Raw genomic sequence first — 21,188 nt, 5'->3', positions numbered from 1 at the left:
GGGGAGGGGGCCGCTCACGCGACCACCACGGGCGTCAGGTCCTGGAGCCAGCTCTGGGCCTGGACGAAGCCCGTGACGTTCGGCGCCAGCGCCCGCGGATTGAGGTCGTGGACGACGAAGATCCACATCGCGTCCTCCACCACCACCTCGTGGAGCTGGCCCAAGAGCGCGTTCTGCGCCACGGGATCGAATTCCTGCTTGGCCGCCTTGGCCAGCTCCTCGGCCCTGGGGCTGTAATAGCCGCCCCAGTTGAAGCCCGAATCCTTCATGAACCGGCTCGCCGGTCCGATCAGGCCGATATCCGGGTCCCAATAGGCGAAGGAGTTGTTGATGCCGTGACGGCCCTTGTTCTCGGGGGCGCCGGCACCGAGGCGGCGGCGGGTGCGCAGGGTCTCCCAATCCATCACCTCGAACTCGACGGCGATGCCGACATCCTGCAGGTTCTCCTTGATGAACTCGTTCATCGGCAGCGGCTGCATCTGCCCCGACCCGGACGGCGAGATGATGATCCGCGCCTTGACCGGCTTGTCCTTGCCGAACCCCGCCTCGGCCAGCAGCGCCCTGGCGCGGTCCGGATTGTAGCTGAGGTCCAAGGCCGGCTTGCCGAACCAGGGATGGCCCGGATCGATCATGCCGCGGGCCGGCGCCGCGAGCCCGCCGAGCAGGCTCACCAGCCCGTCGCGGTCGATCGCCATGTTGGCCGCCCGGCGCACCCGAACGTCCAGGAAGGGCGAGCCCTCCTCGAAGCTGAGCATGTAGGGCCAGATATGCGGGTAGACGTTGGTGACGATTGTCATCTTCGACTGGCGCAGCCGCGGGATCGCGTCGGGCGGCGGCGCCTCGACGAAGTCGACCTGGCCCGACAGGAGGGCCGCGACGCGTGCATTGACGTCGGGCATCGGGATCAGCACCAGGCGCTCGGATTTCGGGATCCGGGTCCTGTCCCAGTGGTCGGGATTGCGCACGAGCTCGGCCCGCTCCCGTGCCCGGACGCTGTCGAGCCGCCACGGCCCGGTGCCGGAGGGCCTCTGCGCCACCTTGTTCCAGTCGCGGCCCATCTCCTCCCAGCGCGCCGGGCTCGACATGAACACGCTCGCCAGCGAATAGGGCAGGACGGCGTCGACGACCTTGGTGGTGATCTCGACGGTGCCCTCGTCGATCTTGCGCCAGCGCGCGATGCCACCGGCATAGAGGCTGCCCTGCTGTGCCTGCGTCAGGTCGAATTGCGGGGCCGACCGGTCGAGGAGCTTCTCGAGGTTCCACACCACCGCGTCGGCGGTGAAGGCGGAGCCGTCGTGGAAGCGCACGCCGGGGCGGAGCTTGAACGTCCAGACCCGCTTGTCCTGGGGATCGACGCTCCAGCTCTCGGCGAGGCCCGGCACGATGGAGGCGGCGCGGTCGCTGCGGGACAGGTCCCAGCGGGTCAGGCCGTCATAGAGCGTGATGCCCATGAAGCGGACGCCCTCGGCCCCCTGGTTCGGCTGGCCGGTGGTGAGCGGGATGTCGCCGGCCGTCATCGCGACCCGCAAGAGCCCGGGCCGTGCCTGGGCACGCGCCTCGCCGACCGGACCGAGGCCGAGCGAGAGGCCGGCGGCGGCGCCGAGCTTGAGAAATTCGCGCTTCTTCATGCGGTGACCTCGGCCGGCGCTGCGACGGACCCCGTTCGCGCGTCCCTCCGTCCGGCCGGCTTCGTCGGGCCGGGCTCTCGTCCCTTGCCCGGCGTGTCAGCAACCGCCATGCCAAGAGGGGGCGGCGGCGGAGGAATATCGTCTCCGTGCGCCCGACCGGGCCGCCGCAGCCTGCCGGACAGGGGGCCGGGGCGGGGGCGCTCGGGCAGGGCGCCCCCCGGTCGGCGACGGCGAGCGACGCCTCGGGAAGACCCTACTTGGCCTGATCCTTCATCGGGCAGTCGCCGTCCTTCATCGGGCGAAAGGCCTGATCGCCGGCGATGGTCGTCACGTGCCTGTAATAGTCGTAGGGGCGCTGGCTCTCCGCGGGCGCCTTCACCTCGTAGAGGTACATGTCGTGGACGGCGCGGCCGTCCGGGCGGATCGTCACCGTGCCGAACAGGGGATCCTCGATCGGAGCCTTGCGCATCGTCGCCACGACCCGGTCGCCCTCGACCGTGCCGGCGGCGCGTACGGCGCGCAAGTAGGCGAGCGTCGCCGAGTACACCCCGGCATGGTCCTCCGTCGGCCGCCGGCCGTTCATCACGGCCGCGAAGCGCTCGCCGAAGGCCCGCGTGCGCGCGTCGCGGTCCCAGTAGAAGGCAGAGACCAGTTGCAGGCCCTGCGCGGTGGCGAGGCCGAGGGAATGGGTGTCGGAGAGCTGGATGAACAGCGCGGCGACCTTCATCTTCGGCGTCAGCCCGAACTCGCCGGCCTGCTTGATCGCGTTGATCATGTCGGCGCCGGTATTGGCCAGCGCCAGGACCTGCGCGCCCGAGCTTTGCGCCGTGAGCAGAGCCGAGGAGAAATCGCCGGTGCCGAGGGGCAGCCGCGACCCGCCGGTCGACCGGCCGCCGGTCTCGCCGAGCGCCCGCGTGGCGTCGCGTTCGAGGGCGTGGCCGAGGGCGTAGTCGACCGTGAGGAAGTACCATTGCTTGGCGCCGCGCTCGGCCAGCGCCCGCGCGGTGGCCGAGCCCTGCGCCCAGGTATCCGACACCCACTGCACCGTCGTGGGCGCGCAGAACTTCCCGGTCAGGTCGGAGGTCATCGCGCTCGAGGCCAGCGCCACGCGGTTGCGCTCGCGCAGGAGGTTGGCGACCGCGAGGGCGACGCCGGAATTCGGCAGGTCGACGATCGCCGAAACGTTCTCCTGGTCGAGCCAGCGCCGGGCGATGCCGAGGCCGATATCCGGCTTGTTCTGGTGGTCGGCGGAGAGAAGCTCGACCTTCATGCCGCCGCTCTCGCGCGCGAAATCCTCGAGCGCCAGGCGCGCGGCGGCGACGGAGCCGGCGCCGACCTGGTCGGAGAACGGCCCGCTCATATCGCTCAGGACCCCGATGCGGACCGGCTGATCGAGCGCCCGGCCCGGATCGGGCAGTCCGGCGCAGGCGAGCGCCAGGGAAACGGCGAACCGGAAACGGCGACCAGGTTTCATCTCGTGCGGCTCCGCGCCAAGCTGAGTCAGAAGATCTCGAAGTACTCGCGCTGCTCCCATTCGGTGACCTCCGCCTGGAAGCGATCGATCTCGGCGGTCTTGATGCGCGCGTAGTAGTCGATGAACGCCTCGCCGAGGGCGCCGCGAAAGAACGGATCCTCATGCAAGACCGAGACCGCCTCCCGCAGCGACGTCGGCAGCAGCGGCGCCTCGGTCTCGTAGGGCGTGTCGGCGCTCGGGCCGGGATCGAGGCCGCGGTCGGCGCCGTCGAGGCCGGCGAGGATCTGCGACGCCATGTACAGGTAGGGGTTCGCCGCCGGCTCGCCGACCCGGTTCTCCAGCCGCGTCGCCGGATCCCCCGGCCCGCCGAGCACCCGGATCATCACCCCGCGGTTGTCGCACCCCCAGACCGCGCGGTCGGGCGCGAGCGAGTAGGAGCGGTAGCGCTTGTAGCCGTTGATGGTCGGCGTGGTGAACACGCTCGAAGCCCGCGCATGGGCGAGCAGCCCGCCGAGGAACCCCGTGCCGAGGGCCGAGAGCGGCCCGGCTCCGTCCGTCGGAACGAAGGCGTTCGTCCCCGTCCGCGCGTCGCGCAAGGACTGGTGCAGGTGCCAGCCCGACGAGACCACGTTCGGGATGCGCGGCCGGCACATGAAGGTGGCGTGGTAGCCGTGGCGCCGGCAGATCTGCTTCACGGCGCTGCGAAACAGCACCATCAGGTCGGCCGGCACCGTCCCGACGGTGGGCTGGAAGGTGAACTCGCACTGGCTCGGCCCGTACTCGACCTCGATCGAGCGCAGCGGCAGGCCGAGGGCGACGATGTCCCGGCGCAGGATCTCCAGGACCGGCTCGACCTGGTCGTAGCGCTGCTCCGTCAGGTACTGGTAGCCGTGCGAGATCAGGCTCACGGCGGGCGGCGTCCCAGGCTGCCCGGCGTCGGTGGGCGCCATGCGGGGATCGTCGAGCTTGAAGACGTGGAACTCGACCTCGAGCCCCGCGACGTAGTCGAGCGACCGCGCGGACAGCGTTTCCAGCACCGAGCGGTAGAGGCCCCGCGTGGCGAAGGGGACGGGCCGTCCGTCCCGGAAGTGGAGGTCGCAGAGCAGCCACCCGGTCCGCGGCGCCCAGGGCAGCACGCGGAACGTCGTCGGGTCCGGCACCATCACCACGTCGGCGGCGCCCTCCATCTCCCGCATCCCGAAGCCGCCGCCGGCGCTGAAGACCGGGAAGACGGTGCGGTGGGAGGTGTCCTTGGCGAGCATCGTCGTGGTGATCGGGCACCCGGCGTCGAGCGCCTTGACCGCCTCGGCGGCGACCAGGGTCTTGCCGCGCAGGATCCCGTGCTGGTCCGGGAAGGACAGGCGGACGGTGTCGATCCGCTCCGGGCCGCAGCGCTCGCGCACCTCGCGCGCCGCGTCGTCCTGCGCGGCGCTCCACAATCCGTGGTCCTGTACGAATGTCACCGCCGTGGGTCTCCGGCTCAGCGTGCGATCGAGGCGCGGCTCTACTCGGCCGCGTCCCGGCGGCCCGCCTCGGGGGCGACCTCCGGGGCGACCTCTGGGGCGACGTCGGAGGGAAGGGCGGGCATCCACGGGGCGCCGCGGCGGCGGCGCACGTCCACGTCCATCCAGTAGGTCTCCCATCCCTTCGACGGGCCGATCCCGTCCATCGTCGCCGGGCCCTGGATGCTTCGCGCGTGCCGCGCGTCGAGCACCATCAGCGGGGCGTCGCCGGTCGCGGCCTTGTCGATCTGCTCGCGCAGGATCCGGCGGTAGAGGATGATGGCCTTGTCCGACTGGCCGAGATGCTCGCGCGTCCGGTCCTGGATCGCCCCCATCGATTCGACCGCCCACTGGTCGTGGACGTTGATGTCGAGTCCCATCCCCGTATAGGTGGAATGGGCCTGCTCGTGCGGGTCGAAGCCGTAATCGTTGGTCCTGTTCTTCCGCGAGCGGTACTCCGGCAGCGCGTAGAGCTCCAGACGCTGGTCGCGCATCCTCTTCTTGTCGACCGGCGCGCCGTAGCTCGTGAAGATCGCGTACCAGTAGCAATGCTCGTCATCGACGGGCACATGCCACTGCGTGATCGTCATGTCGGCCGACATCGGGATGACGAAGGCGTGCGGGAAGACTTGGTTCGTCACGCGCACATGGGTGCGCTCCTCGTCGATCTCGCGCAGTGCGATCAGCCGCATGCCGTATTCGGTGCGCTCGACGTTGATGATCGGCCGGTCGTACTCGCGCAGGATCTTCGTCATCGGCAGGTCGCTGCCGGCCGAGGCGGCGCGGAACTGCTTGCCGTAGGAGGCGGCGGTGTCCTCGTCCTCGAAGAAGCGGTGCAGGAACGAGGCATGGGCCGGGTCGATCCCGACCTCGAGCGCCTGCAGCCAGTTGCACTCGAACAGGCCCTTGAAGGCGAAGGTATAGGCGTCCGGCGCCAGGAAGCAGTCGATCTCGGGGAAGGCCGGCGGCTCGCCCTCGCCGAGATAGGCGAACAGGATGCCGTTGCGCGCGACGACCGGGTAGGCGCGCTGCCGGATGTTCTGGCAGAGCTTGCTGCCCACCGGCTCGGCGGGCGTCTCGAGGCAGCGCCCCTCGACGTCGAACAGCCAGCCGTGGAAGGCGCAGCGCAAGCCGCCATGCTCGAGCCGGCCGAAGGCGAGGTCGGCGCCGCGATGCGGGCAGTCGCGGTCGAGGAGCCCGTAACGCCCGGCCTCGTCGCGGAACAGCACGAAGTTCTCGCCGAGCAGCCGCACCGGCACCACCGGGCGCTCGCCCTGGAGTTCGTCGACGAGGGCAGCCGGCTGCCAGTACCGGCGCATCAGGATGCCCAGCGGCGTTCCCGGGCCGCTGCGGGTGATGTGGTCGTTCTGCTCCCGGCTCATCATGGCGGCGATCCCCCGTCGAGTGTCTGCCCGCAACCCGGGCCCATCGACTTGTTCGTTCAACGAACATATGTTCGATTGTAAGCCAGCCCGGAGGTGGCGCAAGCACGATCGGTGAGCACGCTCTGCCCATCGCGGTGTCGTTCGCCGGCAGGTGGACGCGGATCTTGCCAGGCCGTACGGGGCCGCGCACACGGGGTCGCCTCGCCGCCTTCCGGGCGCCGCCAGAGATCTCCCATGCCGCGCGTCAGACGTTCCGAGACCGATCAGCGCCTTGTCGACGAGCACGGTCCGGACTTCTCCGAGGCCCTGGCGCGGGGAATGCGGGTGATCGCGGCCTTCGGCGCCGAACGCCGCGCGATGACCCTGGCCGACGTCGCCCGGGCGGTGGACCTGCCGCGGGCCACGGTCCGGCGGGCGCTCTACACCCTCGATCGCCTCGGCTACGTGCGGTCGGACGGGCGGATGTTCCAGCTCACGCCCAAGGTCCTGTCCCTCGCGACCGCGTATCTGGCGTCGAACAGCCTGTCGGCGACGCTTCAGCAGGCCGTCGAGCGGGTCGCCGCGCAGCTCAACGAGGCCTGCTCCGCCGCGATCCTCGACGGGGACGACATCGTGTTCATCGCCCGTGCCGGGCCGACGCGCCTGCTCGGCGTCGGCGTGGATGTCGGCTATCGGATCCCGGCCTATTGCAGTTCGATGGGACGGGTGCTTCTCGGCGCTCTCGACGACGGGGACCTCGTGTCGTTCCTGGCGCGCATCCGGCCCGAGCCGCTGACGCCGCACACCCTGGTCGACCGCGCCGCACTCGCGGGGGCCATCCGCCGCGACCGGGAGCGCGGGTACTCGCTCGTCGATCAGGAGGCCGAGGTCGGCTACCGCTCCCTCGCGGTGCCGGTGAGACGCTACGACGGGCGGATCGTCTGCGCCCTCAATGCCGGGGCGAATGTCGACCGGGTCACGGTGGAGCGCATGCTGGAGAGCGTCCTGCCCGTCCTGCGCGACGTCGCCGCGATCCTCGGGCCGCAGATGGTGTGACGGCGGGGCCGCGGGCCGCTCATCCCCGGCGGTCCCGCGGTCCAGGATTCCGAGATCCTGGACTGCGTTGGGCCGTTCGCGACCGTCCAGAACTCCACCGTTTGCGGCAGGTGTCAATAGCCTTCAAGTCTGCGCGGGCTCGACCATACGACGATCGCCGTCGGGATGCCGGCACCGTGCCTCGCGCGATGCCGCGAAAACCTGGCTCTGCCTCCGAAATTCTTTGGATCTGCAATGGCTTGACCAACTAATAAGGGATTTATAACCCGAAATCATTCCCGGATGCAAGGGCTCCTCGATGGGCATGACATCCAATCGTATTGCCACATCATCCTATGGTAATGCTGAAGGATATGGAAGACATCTATATCTGACGGTGCTAATATGATGGCGATGAGAGAGCGTAATAAGTAGATTATAAGAAGGCCGCGTGAGAAATTTATAAGATAAATTCGGCCATTCTTGGCTGAGCATTCACCGGCTTAACGTTCCTCATCGCGCGAACACGTTCGGCCTCGCGGCGCGATCGCCGCCGGGACGTGCAACGCTGACCGGAGACGCAGAGCATGGGCACCTTAGGCACGGCCACTCTTCACATGGCCAAATTCGTGAATCCCGTTTCGGTCGCCGCGCTGCTGGCGCTGGCGCCGCTCGCGCTGCCTCACGCCGCGCTCGCCAACGAGACGCTCGACGCGCTGTCGAAGAGCGACGAGAACTGGGTGATGCCGGGCAAGAACTACGACTCGGACAACTACAGCAAGCTGACGCAGATCAACGACAAGAACGTCAAGAACCTGAAGGTGTCCTGGCAGTTCTCGACCGGCCTGCTCAACGGGCACGAGGGCGCGCCGCTCGTCGTCGACGGCAAGATGTTCGTCCACACCTCGTTCCCGAACAACACCTTCGCGCTCGGGCTCGACGATCCGGGCAAGATCCTGTGGCAGGACAAGCCGAAGCAGAACCCGGCCGCGCGCTCGGTGGCGTGCTGCGACCTCGTCAACCGCGGCCTCGCCTACTGGCCGGGCGACGGCAAGACCCCGCCCCTGATCCTCAAGACGCTGCTCGACGGCCACGTCGCGGCGCTCAACGCCCAGACCGGTGAGACGGTGTGGAAGATCGAGAATTCCGACATCAAGATGGGATCGACGCTCACGATCGCTCCCTACGTCGTCAAGGACAAGGTGATCATCGGCTCGTCCGGCGCCGAACTCGGCGTGCGCGGCTACCTCACCGCCTACGACGTCAAGACCGGCGAGCAGAAGTGGCGCGCCTACGCGACGGGCCCGGATTCCGACCTGCTGCTGGCCAAGGACTTCAACATCCACAATGCCCATTACGGCCAGAAGGGCCTCGGCACCGCGACCTGGGAGGGCGACGCCTGGAAGATCGGCGGCGGCACCAACTGGGGCTGGTACGCCTACGACCCCGGCACCAACCTGATCTACTTCGGCACCGGCAACCCGGCGCCGTGGAACGAGACGATGCGGCCGGGCGACAACAAGTGGACGATGACGATCTTCGGCCGCGACGCCGATACCGGCGAGGCCAAGTTCGGCTACCAGAAGACGCCGCACGACGAGTGGGACTATGCCGGCGTCAACGTGATGATGCTGTCGACCCAGAAGGACCTCGCCGGCAAGGAGCGCAAGCTCCTGACCCATCCGGACCGCAACGGCATCGTCTACACGCTCGACCGCACCAACGGCGACCTCGTCTCGGCGCACAAGATCGACGACACCGTCAACGTCTTCAAGACCGTCGACCTGAAGTCCGGCCTGCCGGTGCGCGATCCGGAATACGGCACCCGGATGGACCACCTCGCCAAGGACATCTGCCCCTCGGCGATGGGCTACCACAACCAGGGCCACGATTCCTACGATCCGAACCGCAAGCTCTTCTTCATGGGCATCAACCACATCTGCATGGATTGGGAGCCCTTCATGCTGCCCTACCGGGCCGGCCAGTTCTTCGTCGGTGCGACGCTGAACATGTATCCGGGGCCGAAGGGCGACCGGCAGAACGCCGAGGGCCTGGGCCAGATCAAGGCCTACGACGCCATCACCGGCAAGTTCAAATGGGAGAAGATGGAGCGCTTCGCCGTCTGGGGCGGCACCATGGCGACCGCCGGCAACCTGGTCTTCTACGGAACGCTGGACGGCTACATCAAGGCACGCAACTCCGACACCGGTGAGCTGCTCTGGAAGTCGAAGCTGCCGTCGGGCGCCATCGGCTATCCGGTGACCTACAGCCACAAGGGCACGCAATACGTGGCGATCTATTACGGCGTCGGCGGCTGGCCGGGCGTCGGCCTGGTCTTCGACCTCCAGGACCCGACCGCCGGCCTCGGTGCGGTCGGCGCCTTCAAGAAGCTCGCCAACTACACCCAGATGGGCGGCGGGGTGACGGTGTTCTCCCTCGACGGCAAAGGCCCCTACGACGACCCGAATGTCGGCGAGTACGCGGCGAACTGATCCGCCGACATCCGCTCCTCCCCGCCTCCGGGGAGGAGCCCCCCGCCGCCTCTCGTGACAACGGATCCGATCATGGTGAGATCGCTCGGACACCTGCGCTGGCCGCTCCTCGGCGCGACGCTCGGCCTAGCCGGCCTGGCCGGCCTGGCCGCCCCCGCCCCCGCGCAGACCATCGCCCAGTCCCCGCCCGCCCCGGCCACGCCCGCCCCGGCTCCGGCGCGCCCCGACGACACCGTCCTGCGGGTCTGCGCCGCCGCGTCCCAGCCGCCGCTGTCGCTCAAGGACGGCACCGGCCTCGAGAACCGCATCGCCGGTGCGGTCGCCGAGGCGATGGGGCGCAAGGTCCAGTTCGTCTGGTCGGACAAGCCGGCGATCTACCTCGTGCGCGACTTCCTCGACAGACGCCTCTGCGACGTCGTCGCCGGGCTCGATACCGGCGACCCGCGGGTTCTGACGACGAAGCCCTATTACCGCAGCGGCTACGTCTTCGTGACCCGGGTGCAGGACGGGCTCGACCTCGCATCCTGGTCCGACCCGCGCCTCCGGCACGTGAACCACGTCGCGGTGCCGTTCGGCTCGCCGAGCGAGGCGATGCTGAAGACCATCGGGCGCTACGAGGAGGACATGGCCTACCTCTACTCGCTGGTGAACTTCCGCTCGCCGCGCAACCAGTACACCCAGATCGATCCGGCCCGCCTCGTCGGCGAGGTGGCGAGCGGCAAGGCCGACGTCGCCGCACCCTTCGCGCCGGACGTCGCCCGCTTCGTCAAGGCCTCGAGCGTGCCGCTGCGCATGACCCTGGTGGCGGACGACGCCGCCCGCGGCGACGGCCAGAAGGTGGCGATGCGCTTCGACCAGTCGATGGGCGTGCGCCGCGGCGACGAGGCGTTGATCTCCGCCCTCGACCGGGCCCTCGTCAAGGCCCGCCCGGCGATCGAGGCGATCCTGGAGGACGAGGGCGTGCCGACGGTGCCGACCGGCTCCTGACCCCGTCCCCGATCCCCCCTTGCCCCGCCCTCCTCCTTCCCGGACCGCCGGGCGCGGTCCCTCGACCTGAAGCGAGCGTTCATGATCCACCGTAGGACCGCCCTCGGCGCCAGCCTCGGGCTCGTCATCCTCGTGGCCGGCCTCGGCGCCCTGCCGCGCGCCACCACGGCACAGAGCAGCGCCGTCGACCTGCGCAACGTCGTCACCGGCGAGACGCTCGACCTCGGCGACGTGCTGCCGGAGGGCAAGGACACGCCCGGGGTGAAGCAGTTCCTCTCCACCGGGCACAACCCCTACATCACCGATGCGAGCTGCCTGAAGCAGGGCGAGCAGACCTTCCTCGCCGCCTGCTCCGGCTGCCACGGCCATATCGGCGAGGGCAAGATCGGCCCCGGCCTCAACGACAACTACTGGACCTACCCGCAGAACACGACCGATGTCGGACTGTTCTCGACGATCTTCGGCGGCGCCAACGGCCAGATGGGGCCGCACAACCAGAGCCTGACCCTCGACGACATGCTCCAGGTCACCGCCTGGGTCCGCCACCTCTATACCGGGCCGGTCGGTGACGCCGAGTGGCTGAACGACGGGCAGAAGAAGACATACACGCCCTACAAGCTCGGCGAGACCTTCCCCGATGATCCGCCCGGGATGTGCGCCAAGAGCGGCAAGTCCTGACGGCGACCGATCCCGGGCCGACGCGCGGCCCGGGATGCCACCGCCGGACCCGCGCCCCGGCCCGGCCTCGACCACGACCACGACAGGAGGAACACCATGCGCCTGACCCTCGCCGCCGCGACCCTCGCCCTCGTCGCCGGCTCGGCCCTTCCCGCGCTCGCCTATGACGGCACCAAGTGCAAGGCGGCCGGCGATTGCTGGGAGCCCAAGCCCGGCTTCCCCGACAGGATCGCCGGGACCAAGTACGATCCCAAGCACGACCCCAAGGAGCTGAACAAGCAATCCGAGTCGATCAAGGCGATGGAGGAGCGCAACCGGAAGCGCGTCGAGGCCTTCAAGAAGACCGGCAAGTGGGAATACGACGTCAACAAGATCGCGGCGCAGTAGATGTCCTTCGCGCGGCGCCGTCCCGCGCCGCGCACCGTCCTCGCCCTGCGACATGTCCGGGAGTCGTCGATCCGCATGAACCAGATCCGGCCGACCGACACGGCCCTGACCGACTGGCGCCAGGCCGCCCTGCGCTTCGAGGCGGAGATCGCCAAGGCGGTGATCGGCCAGGAGCGGGCGATCCGGCTCGTCACCATCGCGATCTTCGCCCGCGGCCATGTGCTGCTCGAAGGCGATGTCGGGGTCGGCAAGACCACCCTGCTGCGGGCGGTGGCCCGGGCGCTCGGCGGCGCCTACGAGCGGGTCGAGGGCACGGTCGACATGATGCCCTCCGACCTGATCACCCACACCTACCTCGCCGAGGACGGCAGGCCGCGGATCGAGCCCGGCCCGGTCCTGCGCCGCTCCGAGGATCTCTCGGTGTTCTTCTTCAACGAGATCAACCGGGCGCGGCCCCAGGTCCATTCCCTGATGCTGCGGCTGATGGCCGAGCGCAGCGTGCAGGCCTTCAACCGCGAGTACCGGTTCCCCCATCTCCAGGTCTTCGCCGACCGCAACCGCGTCGAGCGCGAGGAGACCTTCGAATTGCCGGCGGCGGCCCGCGACCGGTTCCTGATGGAGATCGGCCTGGAGGCGCCGACCGATCCGGGGTTGCGCCGGCGCCTCGCCTTCGACCCGCTGTTCCACGACACCGACGCGCTGGTCGCCGGGATCGCCCCGGACGTGATCGACCAGGCCTCGGTCGCCGGCATCGCGGCGGCGCTCCAGCACGGCATCCATGCGAGCCCGGCGCTGGAGGAGTACGTCGTCCGGCTGTGGGCGGCGATCCGGGAGCCGGCGCAGGCCGGCATCGCCCTGCCGGACGTCGCCATGGAGGCCCTGGTCCAGGGCGGCGCGAGCCCGCGCGGCGTCGCCTTCCTGATCCGCGCCGCCCGGGTCCGGGCCTGGCTGGAGGGCCGCGACATGCTGCTGCCGGAGGACCTGCGCGCCGTCTTCGCCGAGACGATGGCGCACCGGATCTTCCTGGAACCGGTCTACGAGATGCGGCGGGAGCGGATCGTGCCGGCCCTGTGCCGGGCGGTGCTGGACACGGTGCCGGCGCCGTGACCGGGGACATCCTCTACCGCCTGCGCGGTCCCGCCGCCGGCTCGGGCGCCGGCGCCCACCGGTCGCGCGACACCGGCGGGATCGGCGTGTTCCGCGATCACGTGCCGTTCTGGCGCCACCCCGACGCCCGCCGCATCGATCTCCGGGCGACCCTGCGCGACCCGTTCGAGGGAACGGTGGTGCGCCGGTTCGAGCAGAGCCGGGCCCTCGAAGTCTGGGCGCTCGTCGACCTCTCGGCCTCGATGCGCTTTCGCGGCGCGGGCGCGACCTGGGACCTGGTGACCGAGCTCTGCATCGCGCTCGCCCGCTCGGCGACCCGGATCGGCGACGCCTTCGGGCTGATCGGCTGCGGGGCCGGGCCCGAGCTGGTGCTGCCGGCCTCGCGCCGCCGCGGCACCGCCGACGCGGTGGCGGCCAGGCTCCGGGCAATGGCGCCCGGGGGGGCGAGCGCCGACGGGCTCCTTGCGGCGGCCACCTCCCTCGCCGGACGGCGCAAGCTCGTGGTGGTGGTCTCGGATTTCCGCCTGCCGGAGGCGCTGACCGGTGCGGTGTTCGAGCGGCTCCAGGGCCACGACGTCGTGCCGGTCGCGATCGAGGACGGCGCCCTTGGCGAGGGCCTGCCGGCCTTCGGGCTGATCGAGCTGGAGGACCTGGAAGGCGGCGGGCGCCGGCGGGTGCTGATGCGTCCCTCGCTCCGCGCGCGCTGGCTCGCCCGCGAGGCCGAGCGGCGGGACTTCCTCCGCCGCCTCGCCCTCCGGCACGGCCGGCCGCCCTACCGCCTCGCCGACCGCTTCGACGGCGACGACTTCTCGCGCCACCTGCTCGGGACCGCCGCATGAGCGGGCGTGCGATCACGACGCCGCGGCACCGGCGCCCGCTCCGGGCCCTCTGGCTCGCCGCTCTCCTGTCGGCAGGCCTGCCGTCGCCGGCCGAGGCGCAGATCGGGACGGTGGTGGTGCGCAGTCCGCGGCCGTTCGGGCTCTTCGTCGGCGACCGCTTCGCCGCCACGGTCGAGATCGAGGCCGCGGAGGGGTTCGCGCCGCAGGCCGCCTCGCTGCCGAAGCCGGGACCGCTGACCGCCTGGCTCGACCTCACCCGGGTCGCGGTCGCGCCCGGGCCGGTGCGGGACGGGAACCGGCTCTGGCGGCTGTCGCTCACCTACCAGACGTTCTACGCCGCCCTCGACGTGCGCCGCCTCGACGTGCCGGCCTTCGCCGTGACCTTCGCCAGCGAGGCGCCGCGGGCGACGACGAGCGCCGTCGCCGAGGTGCCGGGCTGGCCGATCAGCGTCTCGCCCCTGCGCGAGATCCAGCCGCCGCCGGTCGCCGACCCGGTCGAGTACATGCGCCCCGAGGGCGCGAGCCCGCGCCGGGATCCGGCCGTGCCGCGCACCCTCGCCGGGGGCTTCGCGGCTTCGGCCCTCGCCGGGCTCGCGCTGCTTGCCCGTGACCGGGCGTGGTGGCCGTTCCGGCACCGGCCGGCCCGGGCCTTCGCGGCGGCCTGGCGGCAGGTGCGCCGCCTCGCGGCCCGCCGCGACGCCGAGGCCGCCTATCGCGAGGCGCTGCTGGCGCTCCATCGCGGCCTCGACCGCACCGACGGACGGCGGGTGATGGGCGAGGACCTGGCGGGATTCCTGGCCCGCCATCCCGCCTACGGGGCCCTGGCGCAGCCGCTCGACCGGTTCTTCGCGGCCTCGCGAGACGCCTTCTTCGGACGCGATCCGTCGGCGGCGCAGCGGACCTGCCCGTTTCCCGACCTCGTTGCGACCGCCCGCCGCCTCGCCGCGGCGGAGCGGGCGGCGAGGGGGGGAGGTGCGGCATGACCGTCCTCGCCCGCTTCGGGGTGACGGCGCCGGCCTGGCTGTGGCTGCTGCCGCTGGCGCTCCTGCCGCTCGCCGCCTCGGCCCAGCGGCGCGTCCCGATCCCATCGCTGGCGATGGTGCCGGCCGACGGGCTGTCGCGGCTCGTCGATGCGGTGCTGACGCTGGCCGGCATGGCGGGGATCGGGTTCCTGGTCATCGCCCTCTCCGGACCGCACCTGGCCGGCGAGAGCCTGGCGCGCACGGGGGAGGGGGCCCAGATCTCGCTCCTCGTCGACCGCAGCGGCAGCATGAACGAGACCTTCGCCGGCAGGCAGCCCTCGGGCGCGGAGGAATCGAAGGCCGCTGCCTCGCGGCGGATCCTCGACGGGTTCGTCGGCCGCCGGGCGCACGATCTCGTCGCGGTCTCGGCCTTCTCGACCTCGCCGATGGCGGTGCTGCCGATGACCGACCGCCACGACGCCGTACGGGCGGCGATCCGGGCGATCGACCGGCCCGGCCTCGAGGCGACCAACGTCGCCCGCGGCCTCGGCCTGGCGCTGGCGCAGTTCGGCACCGGCGCGCCGCAGGCCTCGCGCGTGCTGCTCCTGGTCTCGGACGGCGCCGCGGTCATCGACCGGCGCGTCCAGCCCACCCTGCGGGAGGACTTCGCCAAGATCCGCCCGACCCTGTACTGGCTGTTCCTGCGCACCGCCGGTTCCCCGGGCCTCGCCGACCGCCCGGCGGGCGAGGACACGCCGCAGGCGGCGCCCGAGCGCCACCTCGACCTGTTCTTCAAGAGCCTCGGCGTGCCCTACCGCGCCTTCGAGGCCGAGAGCGCCCAGGCGGTGGAAGCGGCGATCCGCGAGATCGACCGCCAGGAACGCAAGCCGATCTCCTACGCCGAGCGGCGTCCGCAGCGCGATCTCACCGGGCTCGCCTACGGCCTCGCCGCCCTGGCGATGGGCCTGCTCCTCGCCGGCACGCTCATCGAGACCGACCTGGCGACCCGCCGCCCCGCTTCCCGCCCGGCGGCATCCCGCGAGACCAGGCGCGCCGCATGACCACGACCCGATTCACCCTCGCGCGCGTCCTGCGCCGGGCCTGGGGGCCCGTGCGGCCGGTCCTGCTCGTCGGCCTGCCGCTCGCCGCTGCCGCGGAGGCGCTCGCCTGCGCCGGCCTCGCCTGGCGCGACGGGAACGCCAACCGCGCCATCGCGGCGCTCGAGGCCGGCCAGGACCGCCCGGTGGCCGCCGACGCCGTCCCGGAACTGCTGCTCGCCCGCATCCGCTTCCTCGCCGCCCGCGACAGGCTCGACGAGGCCGAGCCCCTGACCGCCGCCCTCGACGGCGGCGGCGCGCCGGCCCTGCGCGCGCTGGCGCAGATCGCCCTCGGCAATGCACGGCTGCGGCAGGCCTTCGCCAGGCTGGAGGCGGGCGACCTCGAGCGGGCCACGCCGCTCGTCGGGCTCGCCCGCCAAGCCTATCGCCGCGCCCTGACGCTCCGGCCGGAGGCCTGGGACGCCAAGTTCAACCTCGACGTCGCTTCGCGCCTCGTGCGCGACTTCCCCGAGCGCGGGCGCGAGCAGGGCGAGGAGATGCAAGCCGATCCGAAGACGATCTGGACCGACATTCCGGGCCAGCCGCGGGGGCTGCCGTGAGCCCGCCACCTCTCGCGCGGCTCCTCGGCCACGCACGCGGGCAGCTGCTGGCCGGCGCGCTCGCCCTCACGGCGCTCACAGGTCTGGTGCCGTCCCTGCCCGTCACCGGGCCGCGCGTCGAGGCCGTGGTGGTGATCGACATCACCGGCAGCATGAACACCCGCGACGAGCGCCTCGACGGCAAGCCGGCGAGCCGGCTCGACAAGGCCAAGGCGACCTTGCGGGGCCTCGCGGCGGCCTTGCCCTGCGGCTCGCGCCTCGGCCTCGGGCTGTTCGCGGAGCGGCGCGCCTTCCTGCTGTTCGAGCCGATCGAGACCTGCGCCGATTTCGGCGCCCTCGACGGCGCCCTCGCGGGCCTCGACTGGCGCATGGGCTGGGAGGGGGACAGCCGGATCGCCGCGGGCCTGTTCCGGGCGATCGCGCTGGCGGGGGATCTCGGCAGCGACCTCGTCTTCGTCACCGACGGCCACGAGGCGCCGCCCCTGCCGGCCCGCGGCGGTCCCGCCTTCGAGGGCAAGCCGGGGGCGGTGCGCGGGCTGATCGTCGGAGCCGGCGGGCACAGCCCGGTGCCGATCCCCCGCTACGACGATCGCGGCCGCGAGATCGGCTTCTATGGGGCGGAGGACGTGCCGCACGAGAACCGCTTCGGCCCGCCGCCACCGGAGGCCGAGCACCGCGAGGGCTACAACCCGCGCAACGCCCCCTTCGGGTCCCATGCCGCGCCCGGCCAGGAGCACCTGTCCTCGGTGCGCGACGCCTACCTGCGCGGGCTCGCGGCCGAGACCGGCCTCGCCTACGCGCCCCTCGATGCGCCGGGCGGCCTCGCGGAGGCCCTCACGGCGGCGGCGACGACGCGGTCGCGCCCGGTCCGGCTCGACCTGCGCCCGGTCCTCGGCGCCGCGGCGCTCGCCGCCCTCCTCGTCCTGTTCGGTCTCCTGCCCTGGCACATCCGCCTGCGCGAGACCGTCTCCCGCCTTCGTCACGGAGCGTAAGCATGCGCCGGTTCCACGATTCCCTGTTCGGCGGCCTCGTCGGCGCGGCGGCGCTCGGCGTCGCAACGACCGTCCTCGCCCACGGGCCGACCCCGCAGAAGATCGAGGCTACCGTCACCCTCGCGGCCCCGCCCGACAAGGTCTGGGCCGTCGCCGGCCATTTCGCGGACATCGCCGGTTGGCACCCGCTCGTCGCGCGCGGCACGGGCAAAGGCGACGGCACCAGGAACGGCGACACCCGGACCCTGACGCTCCGGAACGGCGGCGTCCTGCACGAGAGCCTCGACGAGTACGACGCGGCCCGGCGCAGCTACTCGTACCGCCTCGACGATCCCGACCTGAAGGCTCTGCCGGTCTCGTCCTACTCGGCCACCCTCACGGTGACGCCGGAGGGAACGGGCAGCAAGGTCGCCTGGTTCGGGCGGTTCTACCGCGGCGATACCGGCAACGAGCCGCCGGAGGACTTGAGCGACGAGGCCGGCCGGGCCGCCATGAAGGCGTATATCGAGGCGGGTCTCGCCGGGCTGAGGGCCAAGGTCGAGGGCGGCCGGTGAGGCGGGCGCTCCTTGCCGCCCTGGTCGCCGCCCCGGCCTGGGCCCCCGCTGCAGTCGCGGCCGAGATCTACGTCGCGAGCCAGGATGGCGGGGTGGTGTCGCGCATCGATCCTGCGTCCCCCCGGGTGATCGCCGCCATCCCGGTCGGGCCCGGCCCGGCGGGGCTCGCGACGGGGCCGGGGGGACGGATCTACGTCACCCATCCCGACCACAGGGCGATCTCGGTGATCGACGGGCCCGCCGGACGGGTGATCGCCCGCCTGGACCATCCGGGCTCGCCCTTCGGCATCGCCGCCGCGCCCGACGGGTCGGCGCTCTATGTCGGCGATTGGCGCCGGGGCGAGGTGGTGCGGCGCGATCCCCGCACCGGCGAGGCCAGCGGCCCGGCCGTGCCGGTCCCCGAACCCGCGGGCCTCGCCCTGGACCGGACGGGCGCGCGCCTCTACGTCGCCGACCGCGAGCATCGCCGGATCGTCGCGATCGACACCGCCGGGATGCGGGTGACCGGCACCGCGCCGACCGGCGACGGCCCCTTCGCCCTGGCGCTCGGCCCCGACGGGGGCCGGCTCTACGTGGCGAACGTGCGCAGCAACGACCTCACGGTGATCGATGCCCGGACGCTCGCCCCGGTCGCCACCGTGCCGGTAGGGGCGATGCCCTACGGCGTCGCCGTGACGGCGGACGGGCGCACGGTCGTGGTGAGCCGCCAGCATGCCGGCAGCGTCGCCCTGCTGTCGGCCGAGCGCCTGGCACCGGACGGCGAGATCCCGGTCGGCCGCTATCCCGAGGGCGTGCTGGCGCTGGAGGATGGCCGGGTGGCCGTCGCCAACTGGTTCTCCGGCGATCTCTCCCTCGTCGACCCCCGGTCGCGCCGGGAACTGGCGCGGCTGCCCCTGGCCGACGGCCCCCGCGGCCTCGCGGCCTCCCTCCGGTGAGGCCGGGACCGGCCGCCCCCCTGGTCCTCGCGCTGCTCGTCGCCTGCGGCGACGGCCCGGCCCGCGAGGAGGCCCGGGGCGAGGTCCGGGACGAGGCCCCTGCCGCCATCGTCGCCCGCCGCGACGACGGCGCCCGGTCCGGCTGGCTGACGCCGGACGACCGCACCGATCCCGCCCGCTGGCTCGCCGCCCGCGCCGCCGGACGGCCGGTGGCGGCGGACGAGGCCGCCGTGACGACCTTGCGGGCGGCGTTGGCGCGGGCCCGGCCGCTGTTCATCGAGGATCCGCGCATGATCGCCAACCGTACCGCGCAGGTGGCCGGCATGATGGCCGACGCGCCGGTCCCCGAGGCGCTGATCTCCGGGCTGATCGCGGTCGCGGCGCCGACCGGGCGCCGGCAGCTCTACGGCAGCCTGTGCCAGCACTACGTCACCCTGCGGGCCGGCGGAGCCGACCATCGCGCCGCCCTCGACCGTCTCCGGGAGCGCTACGGCGCGCAGGGCGACGACGCCGCGACCGCCCTCCCCTGAGCGGAGGCGCACGGGTGATGCCGCGGAGCTTTCCGGTGTTGCTTCGATTTCGCCGCCGAACCGGTGACCGCTTCGGCGAATGATGCAGAGAAGGAGCCTGTCTTTGATCCGTCACGTCCTGCCGCTCCTCGCCCTCACGCTCACCGCGGCCGGGGCCGCCGAGGCTCCCGGCCCGGTCGACACGGCCGCCATCAGCAACGATGCCGTCAAGCTCGCCGGCCTGGTCCGGTTCGTGGCCGAATCCTGTCCCGGCACCAAGCCGGATTACGCCCGGCTCCGCGAGGTCGTGGAACGGCTCGGCACCGATCTCGCGGCCCTGTCCCACGGCGAGGCGCTGATCCGCTCGGCCGCCTACACCCAGGCCTACCAGAAGGACCCGGAGGCGAGCTGCCGCCGGGCGCAGGAGCGCTTCGGCCCGGGCGGAACGGTGGTGCCCGGCCTGATCGGGCCGGGCTGACCGGTCTCGGCCGACCGATCCTCGCCGACCGATCGGCTGAAAGGTCACCGGGGCCGGCGGACCGCCGCGCGCAGGGCCTCGGCAAGGGCGCCCTCGAGCAGCAGGGCCGAGCCGTAATGGAACTCGCCGTCGTAGGGGCGGCGGGAATTCATCGACAGGGACGCGCTCTGCATCGCGATCAGGCGGCCTGCGGCATCGAACAGCCCGGAGCCCGATCCGCCATAGCCGTTGTTGCAATCGTGCCGGGCCTGCCGGATGCCGTCCTCGCCCGGCGGGTCGATCTGCCGGATGGTGCAGGCTTCGAGGCTGGTCGCGCTGCCGAAATTCTCGTGGCCGGCCGGCGAGACCATCGTCACCGCGACGGCCTCGCTTCCGGTGGGAAGCCCCAGCGGCGCCTCGGGGGCCGGCTGGGCCGCCGCTGCCGTGACGGGCTCCGTGAGGTGGAGCAGCGCCCAGTCGTCGGTGATGTGCAGCGCCTCCGCGCCGGGCCGGACGCCGAGCTGCAGGCTCTCCGGCTCGAAATCGTAGTTGCGGCCGGCGATCTGGAAGAAGCAGTCCGCGACCGCGCGGGTGACGGCGAGCCGCTTGCTGCGGAAATTGTGGGCGTTGAGCATGACGGTCCGCGGCCCGGCGATCAGCCAGGCGGCGGCGGCCCGCTTCGGCACGCCCGAGGCGTCGCGGCAGAACAGGATCCCCGCACCGGGATACCGGGCGTAATCCGCACCGCTCATCGCCCGGCGGCCATCCTGCGGATAGAGGGCGGCCACCCGTCGGTCCCCGGCCGTGGCGGGACCCGACAGGGCCGCGACGAGCGTCGCCACAGCCACGATGCGCCGTCTCGGATGGATCATGGCCGCGAGAACCCCGAAGTCTTGTCCGCTGACGTCTTGTCCGGTGAAGGCATGCCGTGGGAGGTCTTGGTTCGACGCGCGCGACCGCAGGCGGCGCGCGGCCGAGGCGTCATCCGCGGGAGAGCAGGCCCCTCACATGGGCGACCCGCCCGCCGGCCGCGATGCGCCGGAACAGGGACGCGCGCTCGCCGACGGCCTGGATCTCGCCGCGGGAGGCGGAGACGAGCAGCGGCCTGCCTCGGCGCGCAGGGCGTGGCTCTGCCGATCGATCGCCCGGGCCTCGCCCGCCCAAAATGCCCGCACGAGGCGTGACGACGGATCATGCCTCCGTCGAACGTCGTGCCGTCGCCAGATCCGACCCCCGGACGAAGGCCGGCCCTGTCGATGACCATGATCTTTCGAGCCGGGCTGATCCGGCTCGATGACGTCGCCGTGCCCGGTGCGAGACTCTCCTGGCCGACCAGGCACACGCACGACGAAATATTCCATGGCCCGCCGCGCCAATCAAATCAAATACGATCTACGGCTATTATTATAATGTTATTATCGTCATATTCCATCGATTTTGCATTTTCGCGGCGTCGCGACGTAGAAGACCCGGCGGGCGGAACGCAGGTCGAGGCCGGGGCGGGCGTCCGATGCTCCGATGCCGGCGCCTCGTCCGACGAAGCGGCATCCCGCATCGTCGGACCAAGCTCCAGATCAGCGTCCGGTGGCAACGCGATCGGGCGCCGCTCTCGGCAGGCCCGCGCCGGCA

20 protein-coding genes are annotated in these 21,188 nt (G+C 71.8%); 15 read left to right on the top strand and 5 right to left on the bottom strand.

Annotated features, from left to right (window positions below):
- Positions 1–14 precede the first annotated feature (14 nt).
- From FF100_RS07565 to FF100_RS07550, 4 genes are all read right to left on the bottom strand, one after another.
- Positions 15–1,628 (bottom strand): ABC transporter substrate-binding protein, encoded by a 1,614-nt coding sequence (locus FF100_RS07565; protein ID WP_139034960.1) that lies wholly within the window; start codon positions 1,626–1,628, stop codon positions 15–17.
- Between the two features lie 253 nt (positions 1,629–1,881).
- Entirely contained in the window at positions 1,882–3,102 is a 1,221-nt protein-coding gene (locus tag FF100_RS07560; protein ID WP_139034959.1) for an ABC transporter substrate-binding protein, read from the bottom strand.
- 26 nt (positions 3,103–3,128) lie between these two features.
- Positions 3,129–4,565: a glutamine synthetase family protein gene (locus FF100_RS07555; RefSeq protein ID WP_139034958.1), complete on the bottom strand. Its 1,437-nt coding sequence runs from the start codon at positions 4,563–4,565 to the stop codon at positions 3,129–3,131.
- 41 nt (positions 4,566–4,606) lie between these two features.
- A complete protein-coding gene (locus tag FF100_RS07550; RefSeq protein ID WP_139034957.1) occupies positions 4,607–5,989 on the bottom strand; it encodes an aromatic ring-hydroxylating dioxygenase subunit alpha in 1,383 nt (460 codons plus the stop codon).
- A gap of 234 nt (positions 5,990–6,223) precedes the next feature.
- Between FF100_RS07550 and FF100_RS07545 the strand changes: the two genes are divergently transcribed.
- The 15 genes from FF100_RS07545 to FF100_RS07475 all read left to right on the top strand — a co-directional run bounded on the left by FF100_RS07545 (position 6,224) and on the right by FF100_RS07475 (position 19,580).
- Positions 6,224–7,024, top strand: a complete 801-nt coding sequence (locus FF100_RS07545) for an IclR family transcriptional regulator domain-containing protein (protein WP_139034956.1) — start codon at positions 6,224–6,226, stop codon at positions 7,022–7,024.
- 596 nt (positions 7,025–7,620) lie between these two features.
- Entirely contained in the window at positions 7,621–9,495 is a 1,875-nt protein-coding gene (locus FF100_RS07540) for a methanol/ethanol family PQQ-dependent dehydrogenase (protein ID WP_139034955.1), read from the top strand.
- A gap of 72 nt (positions 9,496–9,567) precedes the next feature.
- The gene (gene moxJ, locus FF100_RS07535) at positions 9,568–10,482 is read left to right on the top strand and encodes a methanol oxidation system protein MoxJ (protein ID WP_139034954.1); all 915 of its coding nucleotides are present in this window, start codon (positions 9,568–9,570) and stop codon (positions 10,480–10,482) included.
- A gap of 81 nt (positions 10,483–10,563) precedes the next feature.
- A complete protein-coding gene (moxG, locus tag FF100_RS07530) occupies positions 10,564–11,160 on the top strand; it encodes a cytochrome c(L), periplasmic (protein WP_139034953.1) in 597 nt (198 codons plus the stop codon).
- Between the two features lie 96 nt (positions 11,161–11,256).
- The gene (locus FF100_RS07525; RefSeq protein ID WP_139034952.1) at positions 11,257–11,547 is read left to right on the top strand and encodes a methanol dehydrogenase [cytochrome c] subunit; all 291 of its coding nucleotides are present in this window, start codon (positions 11,257–11,259) and stop codon (positions 11,545–11,547) included.
- 75 nt (positions 11,548–11,622) lie between these two features.
- Complete coding sequence (locus tag FF100_RS07520; RefSeq protein ID WP_139034951.1) at positions 11,623–12,654, top strand: AAA family ATPase; 1,032 nt, start codon at positions 11,623–11,625, stop codon at positions 12,652–12,654.
- Positions 12,651–13,493, top strand: a complete 843-nt coding sequence (locus tag FF100_RS07515) for a DUF58 domain-containing protein (protein WP_139034950.1) — start codon at positions 12,651–12,653, stop codon at positions 13,491–13,493. The genes FF100_RS07520 and FF100_RS07515 overlap by 4 nt, the downstream gene beginning before the upstream one ends.
- The gene (locus FF100_RS07510; protein WP_139034949.1) at positions 13,490–14,476 is read left to right on the top strand and encodes a nonribosomal peptide synthetase MxaA; all 987 of its coding nucleotides are present in this window, start codon (positions 13,490–13,492) and stop codon (positions 14,474–14,476) included. The genes FF100_RS07515 and FF100_RS07510 overlap by 4 nt, the downstream gene beginning before the upstream one ends.
- Positions 14,473–15,516 (top strand): vWA domain-containing protein, encoded by a 1,044-nt coding sequence (locus FF100_RS07505; protein ID WP_139034948.1) that lies wholly within the window; start codon positions 14,473–14,475, stop codon positions 15,514–15,516. Before FF100_RS07510 ends, FF100_RS07505 begins: the two co-directional genes overlap by 4 nt.
- The gene (locus tag FF100_RS07500) at positions 15,513–16,112 is read left to right on the top strand and encodes an MxaK protein (RefSeq protein ID WP_139034947.1); all 600 of its coding nucleotides are present in this window, start codon (positions 15,513–15,515) and stop codon (positions 16,110–16,112) included. Before FF100_RS07505 ends, FF100_RS07500 begins: the two co-directional genes overlap by 4 nt.
- Complete coding sequence (locus tag FF100_RS07495) at positions 16,109–17,104, top strand: vWA domain-containing protein (RefSeq protein WP_139034946.1); 996 nt, start codon at positions 16,109–16,111, stop codon at positions 17,102–17,104. The genes FF100_RS07500 and FF100_RS07495 overlap by 4 nt, the downstream gene beginning before the upstream one ends.
- A 2-nt stretch (positions 17,105–17,106) precedes the next feature.
- Positions 17,107–17,658, top strand: coding sequence for an SRPBCC family protein (locus FF100_RS07490; protein WP_139034945.1), 552 nt, complete (start codon positions 17,107–17,109; stop codon positions 17,656–17,658).
- A complete protein-coding gene (locus FF100_RS07485) occupies positions 17,655–18,593 on the top strand; it encodes a YncE family protein (protein WP_139034944.1) in 939 nt (312 codons plus the stop codon). Before FF100_RS07490 ends, FF100_RS07485 begins: the two co-directional genes overlap by 4 nt.
- Positions 18,590–19,123: a hypothetical protein gene (locus FF100_RS07480; RefSeq protein WP_139034943.1), complete on the top strand. Its 534-nt coding sequence runs from the start codon at positions 18,590–18,592 to the stop codon at positions 19,121–19,123. Before FF100_RS07485 ends, FF100_RS07480 begins: the two co-directional genes overlap by 4 nt.
- Positions 19,124–19,226: 103 nt before the next feature.
- Complete coding sequence (locus tag FF100_RS07475) at positions 19,227–19,580, top strand: hypothetical protein (protein ID WP_246101961.1); 354 nt, start codon at positions 19,227–19,229, stop codon at positions 19,578–19,580.
- A 44-nt stretch (positions 19,581–19,624) separates the two neighbouring features.
- Here the strand turns inward: FF100_RS07475 and FF100_RS07470 are convergent, their stop codons facing one another.
- Positions 19,625–20,431 carry a trypsin-like peptidase domain-containing protein gene (locus FF100_RS07470; protein ID WP_139034942.1) on the bottom strand — a complete coding sequence of 269 codons (807 nt, stop codon included), beginning with the start codon at positions 20,429–20,431 and terminating at the stop codon, positions 19,625–19,627.
- Positions 20,432–21,188: the final 757 nt, after the last annotated feature.

Origin of the sequence: Methylobacterium terricola (genome assembly GCF_006151805.1) — a bacterium.
Taxonomy (GTDB): Bacteria; Pseudomonadota; Alphaproteobacteria; order Rhizobiales; family Beijerinckiaceae; genus Methylobacterium; species Methylobacterium terricola.
The sequence above is the reverse complement of the archived record's forward strand: the minus strand, read 5'-3'. Positions and strand labels throughout refer to the sequence as shown.

What these genes read in the sequence shown, in the direction of transcription:
- FF100_RS07470 (WP_139034942.1), bottom strand. Translation starts at nt 20,431, where the DNA reads ATGATCCATCCGAGACGGCGCATCGTGGCTGTGGCGACGCTCGTCGCG.
- FF100_RS07520 (WP_139034951.1), top strand. Translation starts at nt 11,623, where the DNA reads ATGAACCAGATCCGGCCGACCGACACGGCCCTGACCGACTGGCGCCAG.
- FF100_RS07545 (WP_139034956.1), top strand. Translation starts at nt 6,224, where the DNA reads ATGCCGCGCGTCAGACGTTCCGAGACCGATCAGCGCCTTGTCGACGAG.
- FF100_RS07525 (WP_139034952.1), top strand. Translation starts at nt 11,257, where the DNA reads ATGCGCCTGACCCTCGCCGCCGCGACCCTCGCCCTCGTCGCCGGCTCG.
- FF100_RS07550 (WP_139034957.1), bottom strand. Translation starts at nt 5,989, where the DNA reads ATGATGAGCCGGGAGCAGAACGACCACATCACCCGCAGCGGCCCGGGA.
- moxJ (WP_139034954.1), top strand. Translation starts at nt 9,568, where the DNA reads ATGGTGAGATCGCTCGGACACCTGCGCTGGCCGCTCCTCGGCGCGACG.
- moxG (WP_139034953.1), top strand. Translation starts at nt 10,564, where the DNA reads ATGATCCACCGTAGGACCGCCCTCGGCGCCAGCCTCGGGCTCGTCATC.
- FF100_RS07500 (WP_139034947.1), top strand. Translation starts at nt 15,513, where the DNA reads ATGACCACGACCCGATTCACCCTCGCGCGCGTCCTGCGCCGGGCCTGG.
- FF100_RS07505 (WP_139034948.1), top strand. Translation starts at nt 14,473, where the DNA reads ATGACCGTCCTCGCCCGCTTCGGGGTGACGGCGCCGGCCTGGCTGTGG.
- FF100_RS07560 (WP_139034959.1), bottom strand. Translation starts at nt 3,102, where the DNA reads ATGAAACCTGGTCGCCGTTTCCGGTTCGCCGTTTCCCTGGCGCTCGCC.
- FF100_RS07490 (WP_139034945.1), top strand. Translation starts at nt 17,107, where the DNA reads ATGCGCCGGTTCCACGATTCCCTGTTCGGCGGCCTCGTCGGCGCGGCG.
- FF100_RS07565 (WP_139034960.1), bottom strand. Translation starts at nt 1,628, where the DNA reads ATGAAGAAGCGCGAATTTCTCAAGCTCGGCGCCGCCGCCGGCCTCTCG.
- FF100_RS07510 (WP_139034949.1), top strand. Translation starts at nt 13,490, where the DNA reads ATGAGCGGGCGTGCGATCACGACGCCGCGGCACCGGCGCCCGCTCCGG.
- FF100_RS07540 (WP_139034955.1), top strand. Translation starts at nt 7,621, where the DNA reads ATGGCCAAATTCGTGAATCCCGTTTCGGTCGCCGCGCTGCTGGCGCTG.